Here is a 17,804-nt window from a genome sequence, read left to right as displayed (position 1 = left end):
CACCCTGCGAAATCGAGCGTAGGCCCGAGGGCAGCAGCGATGGTTGGTACCGACACCGCAAATCGGGTCTTGCGTCACCCAATCCAGATACTATACGGTATCCACAGTCCAATCGGAATGTCAACTCGATCCGGTTGGCGGTATTTGAGGAGGAACATCGTGACAGTGATGATGCGCGCCGCACGGTTGCATGCGGTAAACGAACCAATGCGGATCGAGGAGATCGCCAAGCCTCGAGCGTGCGGAACAGATGTCGTGGTCGAGGTCAAAGCCTGCGGTATGGTCCCGAACCTCGCCAACGTGCTGAACAACTGGGAGAACTGGTATCCTCACCAGCCGCTGCCTCCCAAGCCCGCGACGTTTGGCCTTGACCCCGCCGGCATCGTGCACGAAGTGGGCGAGCAGGTCGTTGCCTTGAAGCCCGGAGACCGCGTCTACGTCAATCCGTTGCGTTCGTGCGGTGCCTGCCACGCCTGCGCCAGCGGCAACCAGATGAAGTGCGACTACTTCACCTTCGCCGGATATTTCGGGTTCAATCGCAACAGCCTCGAAATCTACAAGCGCTATCCCGGCGGCGGCTTCGCTCAATTCATGCGCGCGCCCCAGAGCGCCATCGTCAAGATACCCGACAATATGACGTTTCCGCAGGCTGCCCGCATGGGCTATCTCGGCACGTCCTATTCGGCGCTCAAGAAGCTGGGCAACCTTGCGGGCAAGTCGCTGATCATCAACGGCGCGACCGGCACGCTGGGTGTCGGCGCCACCATGTTCGCGCTCGCCATGGGGATTTCCACCATCTATGCGGTCGCGCGCGGCAAGCCATTGCTGGAAAAGCTGAAGCGCCTCGCGCCGAACCGGATCGAGATTTTTTCCAGCCTGGACGGCAAGGTCGCGGACTGGGTGCGCTCCAAGCACCACTCCGGCGCGGATTTCATGCTCGACAGCCTTGGCGCGGTGGCTGACGTCAACGCCATGAGGGACGCGATGATGGGCGTCAAACGCGGCGGCACCATCGTGAACATCGGCGGTACGGGCGCCGACATGCTGTTCAACACCAAATGGTGGATGGACAATTCGATGGTGCTCACCGGTTCGGCCTGGCTCAGCACCGCGGAGGGTATCGAGATAGCCGAGCTGGTCCGGTCCGGGGCGGTCGACCTGTCCGTGCTGGAAGCCCGCACCTATCCGCTGGACCAGATCAATGAGGCGATCAACGGCGTAGCCTCGGGCGACGGTGGCTTCACCAACTACGTGCTGGAGCCCTGAGCTGCGGTTGGAGAATGCCATGATAATCGACTGCCACGGTCACTACACCACCGAGCCCCCGGCGCATCATGCCTATCGCAAGGCCCAGGTGGCGTTTGCCGAGGGCCAGCGCGACGCAGGTCCGGTCTATCCCGGCATAAGCGACGAGACGCTTCGCGCGACCGTCGAAGACAACCAGCTTCGTCTTCAGCGGGAGCGCGGCTCGGACCTGACAATTTTGTCGCCCCGGGCCTCGGGCATGGGTCATCATGTCGGCAGCGCTGCGCTGAATGCCGAATGGTCCCGTGTCTCCAATGATCTCATTGCGCGCATCGTGGACCTGTTCCCGCTGAACTTTGCCGGTGTCTGCCAGCTGCCGCAGTCGATGAGCGGTGACCTGGCTCCTGTGCTGGCTGAACTCGAGCGCTGTGTGGACGAGCTCGGCTTCGTCGGCTGCAATCTCAACCCCGATCCGTCCGGCGGCTTCTGGTCCGCGCCGCCAATCTATGACCGCTACTGGTATCCGCTCTTCGAGAAGATGGTCGAGCTCCAGGTGCCGGCCATGATCCATGTCTCGGGCGCGTGCTCGGCCTGCCTGCACACCACCGGAGCGCACTACATCAATGCCGACACTACCGTGTTCATGCAGCTGATCCAGGGCGACCTGTTTCGCGATTTCCCAGACCTCAAGCTAATCATTCCCCACGGCGGCGGCGCCGCTCCCTATCACTGGGGCCGCTATCGCGGGCTGGCAATCATGATGGAAAAGCCGGATCTCGCCACGCACCTGATGCGCAACGTCTATTTCGACACCTGCGTCTACCACCAGGCGGGGATCGACACGCTGTTTCGCGTGATCGGTCCGGACAACATCCTCTTCGGCTCGGAACTGCTGGGCGCGGTCAAGGCGGTTGACCCGCTGACCGGCTTCAACTTCGACGACACGCGCCGTTACATCGATGCTTTGGGCCTCGACGAAGCCGACCGCGCGGCAGTGTTCGAGGGCAATGCGCGCAAAGTCTACCCGCGGCTGGACGAGAGGCTCAAGCGACAGCGTCGCTAGCGAGGTCCGGCCAGGCACGAATCTCTGGAGATATCAATGGCAAAAGTCGTGACAAACACCGAACGTACGCCGATCGAAGTGTGCGACGCACTGGGCGCGCTGGGGGTGGCAACCGTTCACGAGGCCCAGGGACGCAAGGGGCTGCTGGCCTCGCGGCTGCGTCCCATCTATGACGGCGCCAGGATCGGCGGCAATGCGCTTACCTGCGAGGTGGCGCCGGGCGACAACTGGACCATTCATGTTGCATTGGAGCAGGCGCGGCCGGGCGATGTGCTCGTCGTGACTCCGATCTCTCCATGCGAAGACGGATTTTTCGGCGACCTTCTGGCTGAATCGGCGATGGCGCTCGGCATCCGAGGCCTCGTGATCGATGCCGGCGTGCGCGATGTGGCTGCTTTGCGAGCGATGAAGTTCCCGGTCTGGTCGAAGGCGATCTTCGCTCAGGGAACAGTTAAGGAGACGCTGTGCGATTGCCAGCTTCCGATCATCTGCGCCGGTGCCCGCATCTGCCCTGGCGACGTGATCGTCGCCGATGATGATGGCGTCTGCGTGGTGCCCCGTGCCAATGCCGAGTTGGTTGCGAGAACGGCACGAGAGCGGGAGGCGGCCGAGGAAGACAAACGTCGCCTCTACGCTGCAGGCAAGCTCAGCCTGGACGTCAACTCAATGCGCGAACGGCTGCGCTTGAAGGGACTTGTCTACGAATAGGCACCCGACGTCCACGAAGGAGAATCGGTCGGCCTTCCAACGTGGCGTGGCATGGTTCGCGTCAGCACGCTGCAGTCCGCTTGCGCACGGCCTTTCCGTTCTTATGCCTAAAAAGATGAGCCTCGTGCATCGACGTCAGCGCGACCCGCACCATTTCGCCGGGCGCCCTGTCGTCCATAAAACTCGACATGCCGCCATAGACGAGTTCGAGGACGATACCGCCGACATAGAGTGGCCGGGGTTCCGCATCCCCATACGGAAACAGCTTCTCCGACAACAGCCTGCCCAGCCCTTCCCACTGGTCCCTGAACAGGCGCAGGTGCCGATCCTCCAGCGTGTTGTCGCGGCGCGCGATGCGCAGCAGGTCGATGGCCAGCGTTCCCCAGCGCTTGTCCTTGGCGCGTTGGTTGGCCCATTCGCAAATGGATTCGATGACATCCTTCGGCTCGTCAACGCTGCGAAGCCTTTCGGTCAGTTCGACCACATCTCCGCCGGCGTTGCGCTCCAGCAGTTGCAGGAAGATGTCTTCCTTGTTCGTGAAATTGGAGTAGAAGGCCCCCTTCGAGAAGCCGGCCTCCTCTGCGATCCGCTCGATCGATGCGCCGGAATAGCCGTCTCGGGCCACCATCTCGCTGGCCGAGGCCAAAAGCTTTTCGCGCGTCAAGGCTTGGCTTTGTTCACGGGTCAGTCGCGCCATCTTTGAATTCATCCAATGAACGTATCGGGATACCCAGCGTATCTGAGGAAGCAACTTAGGGTGGGCGACCTCCAAGGGCAAGCGAAGGTGAGGGGTCAGTTGCGGGATTGCTTTGGTGCACGGCAGGATGGGTTCAGCCGACAGTGGTGCAAGCGGCATTGAGGTAAGCAGCATCGAAGGCGTGCAGCGCTTGGCTCCGAAGGGCCTCATCGAGCAAATGCGCGCGGATCATCAGGTCGATCGTCGTGCGCAACGCGTTTTCCGACACGGCCAGCTTGTCCGGCCACATGCCCATGTCACGCATGTATCCTAGACCACGATTGGCCAGGGTGGAGCTTTCCGGCGTGGTGATGCGTTGGAAGATCGGCAATGTTACGTCCTGCCGTGCCGGTTCATTGGTGATCGTATGGGCCTCAATCAGGGCGTTGATGAAGTGTATGACCACATCTCGATTGGCTTGCAGCCACGATGATCGGCCGATGACCGCGGTGAAGAGGATCTCGGGTATGAATTCATTGACCTCGCCGATCAGCTTGTAGCCTTGGTCCTCGGCTAGGAAGTTCCACGGCGCGGGCTGGGGAGCACAGTCGACTCGCCCGGCCTGCAGCGCCTCCCACCGTTTGGTATGAATACCCGCAAGCACGAATTCGTAGTCGGCGGGGTAGTGCAGTCCTTGGGAAGCCAGCACAATTTGCGTATAAATCGCAGTACCTTCGGTGAGCGAGGACGTGCCGATCCTCTTTCCTCGAAGGTCCGCCAGGGTGGCGATTTCTGGCCGCGCCACGAGAGACATCGGCAGCCGCACTGCATTGGCCGCAACAATGCGCAGTTCTCCACCGTTCACGAAGTCCGCGACTGCTCCTTCTGGCGGCGTAATCGCAAGGTCGGCCTCACCCTCAAGGACAGCTCCCGTTGCCTTGTCGACGCTGCCGAAGCGCTTGTATTCGATGGCAATGCCGTGCTTGCCGAATAATCCCAACTCGTCCGCAAGGAAGACCGGAAGCCAATTGAACCCCTGCGCTCCGCCCGCGAGGCGAAGCTGGGCAGGCGTGGAAGGATCAGCTGTCATGTTTTCGGCCATTGGCTCCTCCCGCCGGTATTCAGCACCGGGCATTTAAATACTACAGGTATTGGAATTCTAATCGGTATGTCAATCGGCCACGCTTTTTTCCTGGCAGCCCGGCTGACTGAGCTACCGTGAACAATTGGTCCGCGTGCTCTCGATCGCGAAAAGCGGCCAGCAGGGGCTACGGCCCCTTGGCACCATACTGCACATGCTATGGGTGAATTCGAAGCGGTCCTAAACGGCGCCGCTTCTCTTAAGTCCAGTTCCGGACGCCAGATTCTTGCTGCCGGTCCACGCATCCAAGGCCCTAGCCGAGTGCCCTAGACGAAGACCTGATCGTGTAGCTAAACCGTTGAACTAAAGATAAAAAATGGTTGGCTGGGGCGCCAGGATTCGAACCTGGGAATGTCGGTACCAAAAACCGATGCCTTACCACTTGGCGACGCCCCAGCAGCCGGGCGGTGCCCGCTGCGCGCGGCCTTATAGGACGAGCCGGTCGAAAGCTCAATGCTTGGACCGCTGACATCCAAAGTAATCTTGCCGCATGTCTGCGCCGGCGGATTGCCGCCGCGTTCGGGCGTAATCTGGAGGGGAGATCGATCCGGCGACCGGAATTGCGGGCTATTCGCCCCACACGGCCAACTCGTTGCCGGCCGGGTCGGTGAAGTGGAACCGCCTGCCGCCTGGGAAGGAAAAGATCGGCTTGACGATGTTGCCTCCGGCATTTTCAACGGCCTCCAGCGTCTCCTCCAGGTTTTCGGAATAGAGCACGGGCAGCGGTCTGGCGGGCGCTTCGCCCGCATCGGCCTGGAAGCCGCCGTCGAGCCCCTCGGCAAAAGCGGAGTAAGTTGGCCCGTAATCGGTGAAAGACCAGGAAAACGCCGCGCTGTAGAAGGATTTGACGCTGTCCAGCGTGCCGCCGGTGGCCGGAAGTTCCAGATAGTCAAGTTTTCCCTCGAGTTTCATCGCGCTACTCCACTTTGTTCTTGTTGTGTTCTATCGCGCGTAACTCACACCGGCAAGTCTTTTTGACGCAGCTTTTGCTTAATCGATTGTAGTCGCGGCGCTTGCTTTGCCGGCGCTTGCCTTTCGCACTGCAGCATCTTATCGCTCGGATCGGAAGGGCGGGGACCGGGCCTTGGCCCGGGTGTTGTCTATCTTCCAAGGGACCTGGAGGGCATGCATGACCAAGTGGGTTTACACCTTCGGCGACGGTGCCGCTGAAGGCCGAGCCGGTGATCGCAACCTGCTCGGCGGCAAGGGCGCCAACCTTGCCGAGATGTGCAGCCTCGGCCTGCCGGTGCCGCCGGGATTCACCATCACCACTGAAGTCTGCAATGCCTATTACGCCAACGGCCGCACCTATCCGACATCGCTTGAAGCGGATGTCCTGGCGGCGCTCAACCATATCGGCAGGCTCACCGGCCGCAATTTCGGCGATCCGTCGAAGCTGCTTCTGGTCTCGGTGCGCTCCGGCGCCCGCGCTTCGATGCCAGGCATGATGGATACCGTGCTCAATCTCGGCCTCAACGACGAGACGGTCGAGGCGCTTGCCGCCGATTCCGGCGATGCCCGCTTTGCCTATGACAGTTACCGCCGCTTCATCCAGATGTATTCCGACGTCGTCATGGGCCTCGATCACGAGGTTTTCGAGGAAATTCTCGAGGACCAGAAGGCGAGCCTCGGCCATGAGCTCGACACCGAACTGACGGCCATCGAATGGCAGGGTGTGATCGCGCTCTACAAGGCCAAGGTCGAGGAGGAGCTCGGCAAGCCGTTCCCGCAGGACCCGCGCGAGCAGCTCTGGGGCGCCATCGGCGCCGTGTTTTCGAGCTGGATGAACAACCGCGCCATCACCTACCGTCGCCTGCACGACATCCCGGAAAGCTGGGGCACGGCGGTCAACGTCCAGGCCATGGTGTTCGGCAATATGGGCGACACCTCCGCCACCGGCGTTGCCTTCACCCGCAATCCCTCGACCGGCGAAAAGCAGCTCTATGGCGAATTCCTGGTCAATGCGCAGGGCGAGGACGTGGTGGCCGGCATCCGCACGCCGCAGAACATAACCGAGGCCGCGCGCATCGCTGCGGGCTCTGACAAGCCCTCGCTGCAGAAACTGATGCCGGAAGCTTTCCAGTCCTTCGTCGATATTTCCGACCGGCTGGAGAAGCATTACCGCGACATGCAGGACCTCGAATTCACCATCGAGCGCGGCAAATTGTGGATGCTGCAGACCCGCTCCGGCAAGCGCACCGCCAAGGCGGCGCTCAGGATTGCCGTCGAGATGGCCAAAGACGGGCTGATCACGAAAGAGGAGGCGGTCGCCCGCATCGACCCGGCCTCGCTCGACCAACTCCTGCATCCAACCATCGATCCCAAGGCGGCGCGCGACGTGATCGGCGTCGGCCTGCCGGCCTCGCCGGGCGCAGCCACCGGCGAGATCGTCTTCTCCTCCGGTGAGGCCGAGGATGCCAAGGCGCAAGGCCGCAAGGTCATTCTCGTGCGCGTCGAGACCAGCCCGGAGGACATCCACGGCATGCATGCCGCCGAAGGCATCCTCACCACGCGCGGCGGCATGACCAGTCATGCCGCCGTGGTGGCGCGCGGCATGGGCAAGCCCTGCGTCTCGGGTGCCGGCTCGCTGCGTGTCGACTACAAGGCCGGCACGCTGATCTCGATGGGCCAGACCTTCCGCAAGGGTGATATCATCACCATCGACGGCGGCAACGGCCAGGTGCTGAAGGGCGCCGTCGCCATGCTGCAGCCGGAGCTGTCCGGCGACTTCGCCGCCATCATGGAATGGGCCGATGCCGCGCGCCGCATGAAGGTGCGCACAAATGCCGAGACGCCGCTCGACGCGCGCATGGCGCGCTCCTTCGGCGCCGAAGGCATTGGCCTTTGCCGCACCGAGCACATGTTCTTCGAAGGCGACCGCATCGTCGCCATGCGCGAGATGATCCTGGCCGACACCGAGAAGGACAGGCGCTCGGCGCTCGACAAGCTTCTGCCGATGCAGCGTTCGGATTTCCTAGAGCTGTTCGAGATCATGGCGGGCTTGCCGGTGACGATCCGCCTGCTTGACCCGCCCTTGCACGAATTCCTGCCCAAGACCGACGCCGAGCTCGCCGAGGTCGCGACCGCCATGAATGTGCCGGCGGACAAGCTCAGGCAGCGTACCGAGGCGCTGCATGAGTTCAATCCGATGCTCGGGCATCGCGGCTGCCGGCTGGCGGTCTCTTATCCCGAGATCGCCGAGATGCAGGCACGCGCCATTTTCGAGGCGGCGGTCGAGGCCGGCCACAAGGCCGGCGCGCTGGTGGTGCCCGAAATCATGGTGCCGCTGGTCGGCCTCGTGAAGGAGCTGCAATACGTCAAGGCGCGCATCGATGCCGTCGCGCAAAGCGTCATGCAGGAGACCGGCACCAAGATCGACTATCTTACCGGCACCATGATCGAGCTGCCGCGCGCAGCCATCCGCGCCCATGTCATTGCCGAAGCGGCCGAGTTCTTCTCCTTCGGCACCAACGATCTGACCCAGACGACTTTCGGCATCTCGCGCGACGATGCGGCCTCCTTCCTTGAAACCTATCGGCAGAAAGGTATCATCGAACAGGATCCGTTCGTTTCGCTGGACATCGACGGTGTCGGCGAACTGGTGCGGATTGCGGCGGAAAAGGGCAAGGGAACACGACCCGACATCAAGCTCGGCATTTGCGGCGAGCATGGCGGCGACCCGGCCTCGATCCGCTTCTGCGAAGAGGTCGGCCTCGACTATGTGTCATGCTCGCCTTACCGTGTACCGATTGCCCGGCTGGCTGCGGCCCAGGCGGCCGTGGAGGCCGCGAAGGGAAGAGCAAAGCGCGCCTGAACGGCGCGCTCCATCTTACGATTTCGTATGGAAACTCACGCGAACGTGCGCGCGCTGGTTCTCAATCTCGACATCGTTCCTGGGCAGTTTCTGGTTCCGAATTACTCGGGGCGTGAAACAGATGTTGCAGATTTCCCCCACCTCTTTCCGATCGATCCTGATCATGCAGACCAAGTTCATAGGCGACATCGTGCTTGCCTCTGCCTTGGCGAAGAACCTTCAGCTCGAATATCCAGGTGTGAAGGTCGTGTTCCTGTGCGATCCCAGGTTTGCTGGATTTCTAACAGCGCATGGGATCGCAGCGGAGGTCGTTTCGTTTAGCCGTGCCGGCATGCGCGGCACGCCGCTCCAGCGCGGGCGCGAGCTTGTACGGGTTGTGCGAACCTTGCGGCGGCACCGCTTCGACATGGTCATCGACATCACCGATTCGAAGACTTCGCGGCTGGTGTCCGGATTGGTCCGTGCCCCGATTCGTGTCGGCCACTATCCGACGGAGCGACCTCTGCGCTGGCTTGAGCGTCAGCCTGCCAATGTCAGGATGAAGCCGTACGGATTCGGCGAAAAGCATTATCTCTTCCGCTATTTGTCGCCGCTCGAGGTGCTCGGCGTCGACCTGCGCGTCAGGGCACCGGCTATCCGCCCGCTGCCCTTCGAAACGACGCAAGCGCTCGCCTTGCTGAGCAAGCATCATTTGCGGCCAAATGCCTTCGTGGCGGTGCATGCGGGGGCGAGCTTCATCGGGCGTCGCTGGCAGCCGGAGCGCTTTGCGGCCGCGATCGAACGGATATCGTCCGAAACTGGCCTGGACGCTGTGCTGATCGGCGGCCCTGATGAGCACGAGGCGGCGGACAAGATCATGGCGGCAGCGAAAACGCCGGTCGTCAATCTGGTCGGCACGCTCTCGCTCGAAACGTTGCTGGCGCTGCTCAAGGAGGCCAGGTTATTCCTCGGCAATGAGAGCGGCCCGATGCATATGGCGGCCGCAGCCGGCACTCCGGTCGTCGGTCTGTTCGGCCGGACCAATCCGGTTCGATGGGGCCCGGTCGGCGTCCCCAGCATCTCGTTGCGCCCCTCCATGCCCTGCGATTGCGTCGGCGGGGACCTGTGCCGTCGGACCGATTCGAGCAAGGCATGCTGTGTCTGGCGCCTTGAAGTGGATTCCGTGGTCGAGGCGGTGCGCGAACTTTTGGCGCGTACCGACGTGGCGCTTGAGCAGGCGGTCTAGCTCAAGTCTGCTAAAGGCGTGTTGAGCTTTTGCAGCTACTCTCCATGCAAATTGTCGCGCGGTGGCTTTTCGGATGCGAACCGTTCCGATTTTCGCCTAGATGCGCGTCTTGTTGACGCCATCTTGCGGTTGAGCGGCTTGACGGGCCGGGCATGGGAATGACGGGTTTGCTTCAAAAATCTCTTTGCGCGATCGCGCTATCGCTTGTCGTGGTCTCTGCTGGCAATGCCGGGACGCTGGTCGAACCGACGTTGCATCTGACGCCGCAAGGCGGCGGTGGCCGTGTCGCGCTCACGCTGGACGCCTGCGGCGGGAAGACCGATACGCGCATTCTTTCGGCCCTGGTAGAAAACAAAATTCCCGCGACTATCTTCGTCACCGGCATCTGGCTGAAGCGCAACGCCGCCGCTGTCGGGATCATGCGCGCGCATCCTGATCTGTTCGAACTGGAAAACCACGGTGGCCGCCACATTCCGGCGGTCGACACGCCCCGCAAGATCTACGGCATCAGCAGTGCCGGCAGTCCAGATGCCGTTCAGGCCGAGGTCGAGTCGGGTGCCGCGGCGCTTGCGAGCGCCGGCGGCCCGCCGCCGAAATGGTTTCGCGGCGCCACCGCCGAATACAGCCCGTCGGCGATCGCCATGATCCGCAAGCTGGGCTTCAAGGTCGCGGGCTTTTCCGTCAATGGCGACGGCGGCTCACTGCTCGGCGCCAAGGAAACCGCCCGGCGCATCGCCGCAGCCAAGGATGGCGACGTCATCATCGCTCACATCAACCAGCCGACCCATGCCGCGGGCGAGGGTGTCGTCCAGGGCCTGCTCGCCCTGAAGCAGAAGGGCCTGACCTTCGTTCGGCTGGACGATGCCGACGACGTCGGCAACGACGGCACCACGGATTGATCCGCGGGGGGTTGATGACGACGGTTGGGAGGCTCAGCGACCTCGGAGATCCGCGATGCTTTCCGCCGCAGTCTATCACTCCGGCTTAGTCTCGACCGTCACCTTGCTCGTATAGAACGCGCCGTGATCGCGGATGTCGACCATTTCGTCGAAAGGTTGCTCATAGGCCCACATCGCGTCCCTGCCGCTGTCGCCGGCCGGCAGCACGCTCCAATAGCTCGCGTCGCCCTTGTAGGGACAATGCGTCGAATGCTCGGTCCTGGCGAGCTTGCTGAAGTCGATATCGTCGAACGGGATGTAAAAAACCGCTGGGTAGGGCGGTTCCGACAAGAGCCTGGCCCGGGTTGACCTGGCGATGACGACGTCGCCGGCGCTGACCGTGACGGCGCCGCGATAAGGCTCGATCGTTATCACCTTGTCGGGATTGCGCTGAAAGCCGGGGGCGGGGTTGGCGCGCTTGTCCAAGACGGGTCTCCTTCAGCAGTCTGAGGAAGGTGCGTGGCGGTTTTTCCGTTCGGAACCGCTCTCGTCCGTCAAAGGTGGGTCGGCCCGACGCCTCGCGCAAGGCAGCGCCATGACGCAAAATCGCGTGCAGGCGAAATAATGTTCTAACCGGCGCCGACAGTCAGGCGGCGGCCTGGAATGCGTCCATGAGGCCGGCATAGGCGGCAGCGATGCCGGCGACCGGATTGCTGCTTCTCGCCGCTGTCTCGACCTTCAGCGCGCCGCCGGCGGTCGGCAGCGTGAGCAGCAGGAACTGGCGGTTGCCGCCGTCGCCGACGCTTGCGGCAGCGACATGCTGGCCTTCGCCGTCATTCTCGACGCACATCTTGAACAGCAGCGTTCCGCCGACGGCCTCCAGCGCGCCGCCGACGACTTCGGCAAATTCATCGTCGGAAACGGTTTTGGAGTCCGGCGTCAGATCGTCCAGACTTTCGGCAAGCGTGCTTTCGAGGGCTTTTTCATCGAGCTGCACGTCCATGCGAATCTCTCCATTCGCCAATCTCACCCAGCCCATTAATGAATCTTAACGGCGACGATGGCCGGATTATGGCGGGTTTCACGGGTCATCCGCCCATCCGACCGCCTTGGACTTATGGTGGCTGGACAATCCGCCGGATCATTCCACAATGCGTGAAACAATGACGCGAAAGCGCGAAAAAGGGGAGGAGCCGAGATGCTCGGACTGATGCAGGAATGGCCGCTGCTCTGCCATAAGCTGATCGATCACGCCGAACGCCAGCACGGCGGGCGCGAGGTCGTGTCGCGCTCGATCGAAGGCCCGATCGTGCGCACCACCTTTGCCGACATCCGTCATCGGGCGCTCAAAGTAGCGCAGCGGCTGGAGCGTGACAGCTTCGGGCTCGGCGACCGCATCGCAACGCTTGCCTGGAACACCGCCCGCCACATCGAGGCCTGGTACGGCATCATGGGGATCGGCGCGATCTACCACACGCTCAATCCGCGCCTGTTTCCCGAACAGATCGCCTGGATCATGAACGACGCCGAGGACAAGGCGATCTTCGTCGACCTGACCTTCGTGCCGCTGCTGGAAAAGATCGCCGGCCAGGTCAGGTCGCTCAGGCAGGTGATCGTGCTGACCGACCAGGCGCATATGCCGCAAACCTCGTTGCCGAACGCTGTCGCCTATGAGGAATGGCTTGCCGAGGCGGACGGCGCCTTCGCCTGGAAGACATTCGACGAGAACACGGCTGCCGGCATGTGCTACACGTCGGGCACGACCGGCGATCCGAAGGGCGTCGTCTACAGCCATCGCTCGAACGTGCTGCACGCCATGATGGCCGCCATGCCCGATGCCATGGGCGTTTCGACGCGCGACGTCGTCCTGCCCGTGGTGCCGATGTTCCATGCCAATGCCTGGGGGCTCGGCCAGGCCGCGCCGATGATCGGGGCCAAGCTGGTGATGCCAGGCTGCAAGATGGACGGCGCCTCGATCTACGAATTGCTCGACATCGAAAAGGTAACTTTCAGCGCCGCTGTGCCGACGGTATGGATGATGCTGCTGCAGTATCTCGAGGAGACCGGCAGGAAGCTGCCTTATCTCAATAAGGTCGTCATCGGCGGTTCCTCCTGCCCGCGCGCCATCACCGCCAAGTTCCAGGACAAATACGAGGTTCAGGTGGTGCATGCCTGGGGCATGACCGAAATGTCGCCACTCGGCACGTTGTGCACCATGAAGCCGGAATATGAAGGGCTGACCGGCGATGCCAGGCTCGATATCCAGGGCAAGCAGGGCCACCCGCCCTTCGGCGTTGAAATGAAGGTGACAGACGACGAGAACAACGCGCTGCCCTGGGACGGCAAGACCTTCGGGCGTCTGAAAGTTCGCGGCCCTGCGGTCGCGCGCGCCTATTACGGCGGCGTCGGCGCCGAGCAGTTCGACGCCGAGGGCTGGTTCGACACCGGCGACGTCGCCCATATCGACGCCAGCGGCTATATGCAGATCACCGACCGCGCCAAGGATGTCATCAAATCGGGCGGCGAGTGGATCTCCACCATCGATCTGGAGAACCTGGCCGTCGGCCATCCCGATGTGGCGGAGGCGGCGGCCATCGGCGTGCCGCACTCCAAATGGGGCGAGCGCCCCCTGCTGGTGGTCGTGCGCAAGCCGGGCAAGGAGCCGAGCAAGAGCGATATCCTGACCTTCATGAGCGGCAAGGTGGCCAAGTGGTGGATGCCCGACGACGTCGCCTTCGTCGGCGAGATTCCCCACACGGCGACAGGCAAGATCCAGAAGACCACCTTGCGCCAGCAATTCAAGGAGTATCGGCTGCCGACGGATTGAGGATTGTTAAATCTTTCGGCTTCAAGGCCGGCGCAAAAAGCTCTAAGTCTCGATGCGGACTGGGGTAATGCGGCAGATGATGGCTACAATTCCTGAACGGCAGACGTCGAGGGCGGCCGGCTGGTCGCGGCGGATCGGGGCATTCTCGCTCGTCCTTTTGCTGACCGTCGTTGCCGGCTACCGGCTCGACCTTGTCGACACCCCGCCTTTCCTGTGGGTGCTGGCGCTCGTTGCGCTGCTTGCGGCGCTCGCGCTGCTGCTCGCCGGGCTTGCACTGTCGAGGCTGTGGAATTTCGGCGACCGCGGCGGCCGCGATCTCAGCGTCGGCGCCCTGCTGGCAGTGCTGGTGCTTGCGCCTTTCGGCATCGCCGCCTACTGGGCGACCGTCTATCCGCCGCTGCGCGACATTTCGACCGACGTCGACGACCCGCCGGCGCTCGACACCAGCGACCGGACAAGCGACATGAACGCGCTGTCGCCGCCGACGCCCGGCGAGCAGAGCCTGCAGGCGGAAGCATATCCGCTGGTTAGCGGGCGCAGCTACAACCTGCCCTTCGAAACCGTGGTCGATGCTGTCGAGACCGTGCTCGACCGGCGGGACTGGCAGCTGACCGCGCCCTATCCCGACATCAACAGCCAGAGCGAGGCGACGATCACCGCGGTCGCGAGAGGCTTCGTGCTCGGTCTGCCGGCAGATGTGGCCATCCGCGTCGCCGACGACGGCGATTCGGTCGTCGTCGACATGCGTTCGGCCTCGCGCTACGGGCGTCATGACTTGGGCGACAATGCCGCCCGTATCACCGATTTCCTCGCCGAGCTCGATCAGGAGGTCGCCGGCCAGGTCGGCGCGGCGCCGGCCGAGTGAGTCAACCGGCAGGCCTGAAAATGCCGTCGATCGCCGGGTCGCCTTCGCTGGCGACGAGACCGCGGGCCACCAGGTCCTCGAGATGCGCGAGAACCGAAAGGCCGGCTGCGCCGTGCAGCCGCTGGTCGGTGCCGCGATAGATCGCGGCGACCATCTCCTTGATGGTTCGGTCGCCGCTCAGGATGCGTTCCAGGATCGCCTGCTCGCGCATCTTGCGATGCATCTTCAGCCCGCGCATGAAGCTGCGCGGCGCGGTCACCGGCCCGCCATGGCCGGGCAACAGCAGGCGGTCGTCGCGCTCGATCAGCCGGTCGAGCGATTTCATATAGTCGGCCATCGCCCCGTCGGGCGGCGCCACGATGGATGTGGCCCAGGCCATGACATGGTCGGCCGAAAACAGGATGCCTGTGCCCTCCAGCGCAAAGGCCGCGTGGTTGGCGGTATGTCCTGGCGTGAGCACGGTGCGGATCGCCCAGCCGTCGCCATGGGTAAGGCTGCCGTCAGCCAGCGCAATGTCGGGCACGAAGCCCAAATCGGCGCTGGCATCCAGCGGATTGATCTCGCCGATGCGCAGCCGCCGCGCCGGCCGATGCGGGCCCTCGGCGAGCACGGGAGCGCCCGTGCGTTCTTTCAGCCGCGCCGCGAGCGGCGAATGATCGCGGTGGGTATGACTGACGAAGATATGGCAGACCGGCCTGCCGTCGATCGCCGTGAGCAGTGTTTCGAGGTGCACATCGTCGTCCGGCCCTGGATCGATCACTGCCAGCGTGTCGCGGCCGACGAGGTAGCTGTTGGTGCCGTGGAAGGTGAACGGGCTCGCGTTCCGGGCTGTGACGCGCTGGACGTCCGCAGCGACCGTGACCGCCTGGCCATAGGCAGGATCGAAGCGTGTGTCGAATTCAAGCGTCATGCCGGGTCCTGCTGCTCGCGGCAAAATGATTGCCGCATCTTGCGGAAGCCAATATAGGAAAATCAATGCATGTCGCCCAAAACTGCGCAGCAGTCTTGGGAGAACGACACGCATCAGGACGAAATCTCAAAGCGCGCCGCCTGAACTCGTTTCTCCGCGACGCGCCTCAAACACAGCAAATCAGCCACGATGGGGAAGACCATGGCAACTGCAACCACGATGCGCCCGCTCGTTTCTCTCGCTCTGCCCGACCAGGGCGCGGCCCGGCTTGCCAGCCAGCTCTTTCTGGCGCTTGCAGGAACCCTCCTGCTCACCCTGTCGGCGAAGACGAAAGTGGTGTTGGGCCCGGTCGACATCTCGCTGCAGACGCTTGCGGTGCTGCTGATCGCCTCGGCCTTCGGCATGCGTCTTGCCGTCGCGACGCTCCTTCTCTACCTCGCCGAGGGCGCTTTTGGTTTGCCGGTGTTCCAGGGCACGCCGGAAAAGGGCCTCGGCATCGCTTATATGCTGGGCTCCACCGGCGGCTACCTTGCCGGCTTCGTGGTGATGGCGGCGATCGCCGGCTGGGCCGCCGACCGCGGCTGGGACCGCCACCCCTTCAAGCTGTTCGGCGCCATGCTTGCCGCCGAGATCGTCATGATGACGATGGGCTTTGCCTGGCTGGCGGCGCTCATCGGACCGGAAAAGTCCTGGCAGTTCGGCGTCGCGCCGTTTATCGCCGGCGACCTGATCAAGGTGGCGCTGGCCGCGAGCCTGGTGCCGGCGGTCTGGGCGCTGCTCAAGCGCTCCTGATCGCGACCAAATGACAAAGGGCCGGTGGGCGCTTGGCGCCGGCCCCTTTTGCGGCACAGCCGGATTCGCTCGAAATCGCCGCATGCCGGATGTAGAAAGCAGTGAAATAGCGTCGGGAAGAAATCAAGCCGACAATTGACAAGCCAGTGCCCGAAACATAAGCACGGGCAACTTGGCGTCGAGGCGGGGGCCGCGGTAGTTCAAGGAGAGCTTGTTGAAAGGAATTATCCTTGCCGGTGGCAGCGGAACACGCCTCTATCCCCTAACATTAGCGGTTTCTAAGCAAATACTGCCGATCTACGACAAACCCATGATCTACTACCCGCTGAGCGTGCTGATGCTTGCGGGAATTCGCCAGATTCTGGTCATTTCAACTCCGCGTGACTTGCCGGTCTTTCAGGCTTTGCTGGGCGACGGTTCCGAATTCGGTGTGGAGCTTTCCTATGCCGAGCAGCCTCAGCCGAATGGTCTTGCCGAGGCTTTCATCATCGGCCGCGACTTCATCGGCAGGGACAGTGTGTCGATGATCCTCGGTGACAACATCTATTTTGGCGGCGGCCTGTCGCAACTCTGCCGCGAGGCGGCGACGCGTGATGGCGGCGCCTCGGTCTTCGCCTACTATGTCGACGATCCGGAGCGTTATGGCGTGGTCTCCTTCGACAAGGTCACCGGCAAGGCTTTGACGATCGAGGAGAAGCCGCAAAAGCCGAAGTCCAACTGGGCCGTGACCGGTCTCTATTTCTACGACAATGATGTCGTCGACATTGCTTCCACGATCCGCCCTTCGGCGCGCGGCGAGCTCGAGATCACGGCGATCAACAATGTCTATCTCGAGCGTGGTGAGTTGCATGTCCGCCGCCTCGGAAGGGGTTACGCCTGGCTGGACACGGGCACGCATGACAGCTTGCTCGAAGCATCGTCTTTCGTGCGCACGATCGAGCATCGCCAAGGCATCAAGGTCGCGTGCCCGGAGGAGATAGCGCTGGAGCAGGGTTGGCTCGACGCTGAAAAGGTTCTGGAGCGCGCGGCGCGCCTGGGCAAGAATGAGTACGCTGCCTATCTGCGCAAGCGGGCCGCCGACCTGACGGAGGAACGCTTTGCTTGAGGTCAGGCCGCTCGGCCTCGACGGTGTGCTGGAGATCGTGCCCAAGCGGCACGGCGACGCGCGCGGTTTTTTCAGCGAGACCTGGAATGCCGGGCGTTTCGCCGAGGCCGGCATCGATCTCGCCTTCGTGCAGGACAACCACTCCTATTCCGCGGCCGCCGGCGTGCTGCGCGGGCTGCACTATCAGTTGCGGCCGCGCGCCCAGGATAAGCTGCTGCGCGTGATAAGCGGCAGCGTCTTCGATGTCGCGGTCGACATCCGCCGTTCCTCGGCGACGTTCGGCAAGTGGGTGGCGCTGGAAATATCGGCTGAGAAGGGCAACCAGATCCTGGTGCCGAAAGGGTTTGCGCACGGCTTCGTCACGCTCGTGCCGCACACGGAGGTGCTGTACAAGGTGACCGACACCTATTCGCCCGGGCATGACAGGTCGATCCGCTTCGACGATCCCGAAATCGGCATCGAATGGCCGGCGATCCCTGGCGGATTCCAGCTTTCGGACAAGGATCGCAAGGCGCCTCTGCTCGCCACGGCGGAGGTGTTTGCGTGAGAGAGGGC

At 62.9% G+C, this 17,804-nt stretch carries 17 protein-coding genes and 1 tRNA gene; 11 read left to right on the top strand and 7 right to left on the bottom strand.

Going from position 1 to position 17,804, the window contains the following annotated elements; genetic code table 11:
• Positions 1–171: 171 nt before the first annotated feature.
• From CK215_RS06165 to CK215_RS06155, 3 genes are read left to right on the top strand one after another with little or no spacing between them, the layout of a single operon-like run.
• Positions 172–1,266 (top strand): alcohol dehydrogenase catalytic domain-containing protein, encoded by a 1,095-nt coding sequence (locus CK215_RS06165; RefSeq protein WP_206517803.1) that lies wholly within the window; start codon positions 172–174, stop codon positions 1,264–1,266.
• Positions 1,267–1,285: 19 nt separating this feature from the next.
• Positions 1,286–2,308: an amidohydrolase family protein gene (locus CK215_RS06160; RefSeq protein ID WP_095830598.1), complete on the top strand. Its 1,023-nt coding sequence runs from the start codon at positions 1,286–1,288 to the stop codon at positions 2,306–2,308.
• Positions 2,309–2,344: 36 nt separating this feature from the next.
• A complete protein-coding gene (locus CK215_RS06155; RefSeq protein WP_095830409.1) occupies positions 2,345–3,016 on the top strand; it encodes a 4-carboxy-4-hydroxy-2-oxoadipate aldolase/oxaloacetate decarboxylase in 672 nt (223 codons plus the stop codon).
• Positions 3,017–3,077: 61 nt separating this feature from the next.
• On the opposite strand, the gene CK215_RS06150 is transcribed toward CK215_RS06155, so the two are convergent.
• From CK215_RS06150 to CK215_RS06135, 4 genes are all read right to left on the bottom strand, one after another.
• Positions 3,078–3,713 carry a TetR/AcrR family transcriptional regulator gene (locus tag CK215_RS06150; protein WP_095830597.1) on the bottom strand — a complete coding sequence of 212 codons (636 nt, stop codon included), beginning with the start codon at positions 3,711–3,713 and terminating at the stop codon, positions 3,078–3,080.
• Between the two features lie 133 nt (positions 3,714–3,846).
• Complete coding sequence (locus CK215_RS06145; RefSeq protein ID WP_245418618.1) at positions 3,847–4,794, bottom strand: ABC transporter substrate-binding protein; 948 nt, start codon at positions 4,792–4,794, stop codon at positions 3,847–3,849.
• A gap of 360 nt (positions 4,795–5,154) precedes the next feature.
• A tRNA-Gln gene (locus CK215_RS06140) sits at positions 5,155–5,229 on the bottom strand.
• Between the two features lie 171 nt (positions 5,230–5,400).
• On the bottom strand, positions 5,401–5,745 hold the full coding sequence (locus tag CK215_RS06135; protein ID WP_095830408.1) for a VOC family protein: 345 nt from the start codon (positions 5,743–5,745) through the stop codon (positions 5,401–5,403).
• 217 nt (positions 5,746–5,962) lie between these two features.
• Between CK215_RS06135 and ppdK the strand changes: the two genes are divergently transcribed.
• The 3 genes from ppdK to CK215_RS06120 all read left to right on the top strand — a co-directional run bounded on the left by ppdK (position 5,963) and on the right by CK215_RS06120 (position 10,771).
• The gene (gene ppdK, locus CK215_RS06130; RefSeq protein ID WP_095830407.1) at positions 5,963–8,647 is read left to right on the top strand and encodes a pyruvate, phosphate dikinase; all 2,685 of its coding nucleotides are present in this window, start codon (positions 5,963–5,965) and stop codon (positions 8,645–8,647) included.
• Entirely contained in the window at positions 8,583–9,872 is a 1,290-nt protein-coding gene (locus CK215_RS06125; RefSeq protein WP_245418617.1) for a glycosyltransferase family 9 protein, read from the top strand. Before ppdK ends, CK215_RS06125 begins: the two co-directional genes overlap by 65 nt.
• Before the next feature lie 152 nt (positions 9,873–10,024).
• Positions 10,025–10,771, top strand: coding sequence for a polysaccharide deacetylase family protein (locus CK215_RS06120; RefSeq protein ID WP_170950236.1), 747 nt, complete (start codon positions 10,025–10,027; stop codon positions 10,769–10,771).
• Positions 10,772–10,846: 75 nt separating this feature from the next.
• Here the strand turns inward: CK215_RS06120 and CK215_RS06115 are convergent, their stop codons facing one another.
• A complete protein-coding gene (locus CK215_RS06115) occupies positions 10,847–11,236 on the bottom strand; it encodes a DUF427 domain-containing protein (protein ID WP_095830405.1) in 390 nt (129 codons plus the stop codon).
• Between the two features lie 160 nt (positions 11,237–11,396).
• The gene (locus tag CK215_RS06110) at positions 11,397–11,753 is read right to left on the bottom strand and encodes a hypothetical protein (protein ID WP_066997860.1); all 357 of its coding nucleotides are present in this window, start codon (positions 11,751–11,753) and stop codon (positions 11,397–11,399) included.
• 195 nt (positions 11,754–11,948) lie between these two features.
• On the opposite strand from CK215_RS06110, the gene CK215_RS06105 reads away from it, so the two are divergent.
• Positions 11,949–13,577: a fatty-acid--CoA ligase gene (locus tag CK215_RS06105; protein ID WP_095830404.1), complete on the top strand. Its 1,629-nt coding sequence runs from the start codon at positions 11,949–11,951 to the stop codon at positions 13,575–13,577.
• A gap of 79 nt (positions 13,578–13,656) precedes the next feature.
• On the top strand, positions 13,657–14,442 hold the full coding sequence (locus tag CK215_RS06100; RefSeq protein WP_095781961.1) for a DUF1499 domain-containing protein: 786 nt from the start codon (positions 13,657–13,659) through the stop codon (positions 14,440–14,442).
• A gap of 1 nt (position 14,443) precedes the next feature.
• Here the strand turns inward: CK215_RS06100 and CK215_RS06095 are convergent, their stop codons facing one another.
• The gene (locus CK215_RS06095) at positions 14,444–15,352 is read right to left on the bottom strand and encodes an MBL fold metallo-hydrolase (protein WP_095781674.1); all 909 of its coding nucleotides are present in this window, start codon (positions 15,350–15,352) and stop codon (positions 14,444–14,446) included.
• A gap of 201 nt (positions 15,353–15,553) precedes the next feature.
• On the opposite strand from CK215_RS06095, the gene CK215_RS06090 reads away from it, so the two are divergent.
• From CK215_RS06090 to rfbC, 3 genes are all read left to right on the top strand, one after another.
• Entirely contained in the window at positions 15,554–16,144 is a 591-nt protein-coding gene (locus CK215_RS06090; protein ID WP_095823927.1) for a biotin transporter BioY, read from the top strand.
• 214 nt (positions 16,145–16,358) lie between these two features.
• Complete coding sequence (rfbA, locus tag CK215_RS06085) at positions 16,359–17,249, top strand: glucose-1-phosphate thymidylyltransferase RfbA (protein WP_095778025.1); 891 nt, start codon at positions 16,359–16,361, stop codon at positions 17,247–17,249.
• The gene (rfbC, locus tag CK215_RS06080; protein WP_095777944.1) at positions 17,242–17,796 is read left to right on the top strand and encodes a dTDP-4-dehydrorhamnose 3,5-epimerase; all 555 of its coding nucleotides are present in this window, start codon (positions 17,242–17,244) and stop codon (positions 17,794–17,796) included. Before rfbA ends, rfbC begins: the two co-directional genes overlap by 8 nt.
• Positions 17,797–17,804 lie beyond the last annotated feature (8 nt).

The organism is Mesorhizobium sp. WSM3864 (assembly GCF_002294955.1).
Taxonomy (GTDB): domain Bacteria; phylum Pseudomonadota; class Alphaproteobacteria; order Rhizobiales; family Rhizobiaceae; genus Mesorhizobium.
This window is presented reverse-complemented; position numbering and strand designations above follow the sequence as displayed.

What these genes read in the sequence shown, in the direction of transcription:
- CK215_RS06100 (WP_095781961.1), top strand. Translation starts at nt 13,657, where the DNA reads ATGGCTACAATTCCTGAACGGCAGACGTCGAGGGCGGCCGGCTGGTCG.
- CK215_RS06095 (WP_095781674.1), bottom strand. Translation starts at nt 15,352, where the DNA reads ATGACGCTTGAATTCGACACACGCTTCGATCCTGCCTATGGCCAGGCG.
- CK215_RS06150 (WP_095830597.1), bottom strand. Translation starts at nt 3,713, where the DNA reads ATGGCGCGACTGACCCGTGAACAAAGCCAAGCCTTGACGCGCGAAAAG.
- CK215_RS06155 (WP_095830409.1), top strand. Translation starts at nt 2,345, where the DNA reads ATGGCAAAAGTCGTGACAAACACCGAACGTACGCCGATCGAAGTGTGC.
- CK215_RS06160 (WP_095830598.1), top strand. Translation starts at nt 1,286, where the DNA reads ATGATAATCGACTGCCACGGTCACTACACCACCGAGCCCCCGGCGCAT.
- CK215_RS06110 (WP_066997860.1), bottom strand. Translation starts at nt 11,753, where the DNA reads ATGGACGTGCAGCTCGATGAAAAAGCCCTCGAAAGCACGCTTGCCGAA.
- CK215_RS06090 (WP_095823927.1), top strand. Translation starts at nt 15,554, where the DNA reads ATGGCAACTGCAACCACGATGCGCCCGCTCGTTTCTCTCGCTCTGCCC.
- CK215_RS06145 (WP_245418618.1), bottom strand. Translation starts at nt 4,794, where the DNA reads ATGGCCGAAAACATGACAGCTGATCCTTCCACGCCTGCCCAGCTTCGC.
- CK215_RS06165 (WP_206517803.1), top strand. Translation starts at nt 172, where the DNA reads ATGCGCGCCGCACGGTTGCATGCGGTAAACGAACCAATGCGGATCGAG.
- ppdK (WP_095830407.1), top strand. Translation starts at nt 5,963, where the DNA reads ATGACCAAGTGGGTTTACACCTTCGGCGACGGTGCCGCTGAAGGCCGA.
- CK215_RS06135 (WP_095830408.1), bottom strand. Translation starts at nt 5,745, where the DNA reads ATGAAACTCGAGGGAAAACTTGACTATCTGGAACTTCCGGCCACCGGC.
- CK215_RS06120 (WP_170950236.1), top strand. Translation starts at nt 10,025, where the DNA reads ATGGGAATGACGGGTTTGCTTCAAAAATCTCTTTGCGCGATCGCGCTA.
- CK215_RS06105 (WP_095830404.1), top strand. Translation starts at nt 11,949, where the DNA reads ATGCTCGGACTGATGCAGGAATGGCCGCTGCTCTGCCATAAGCTGATC.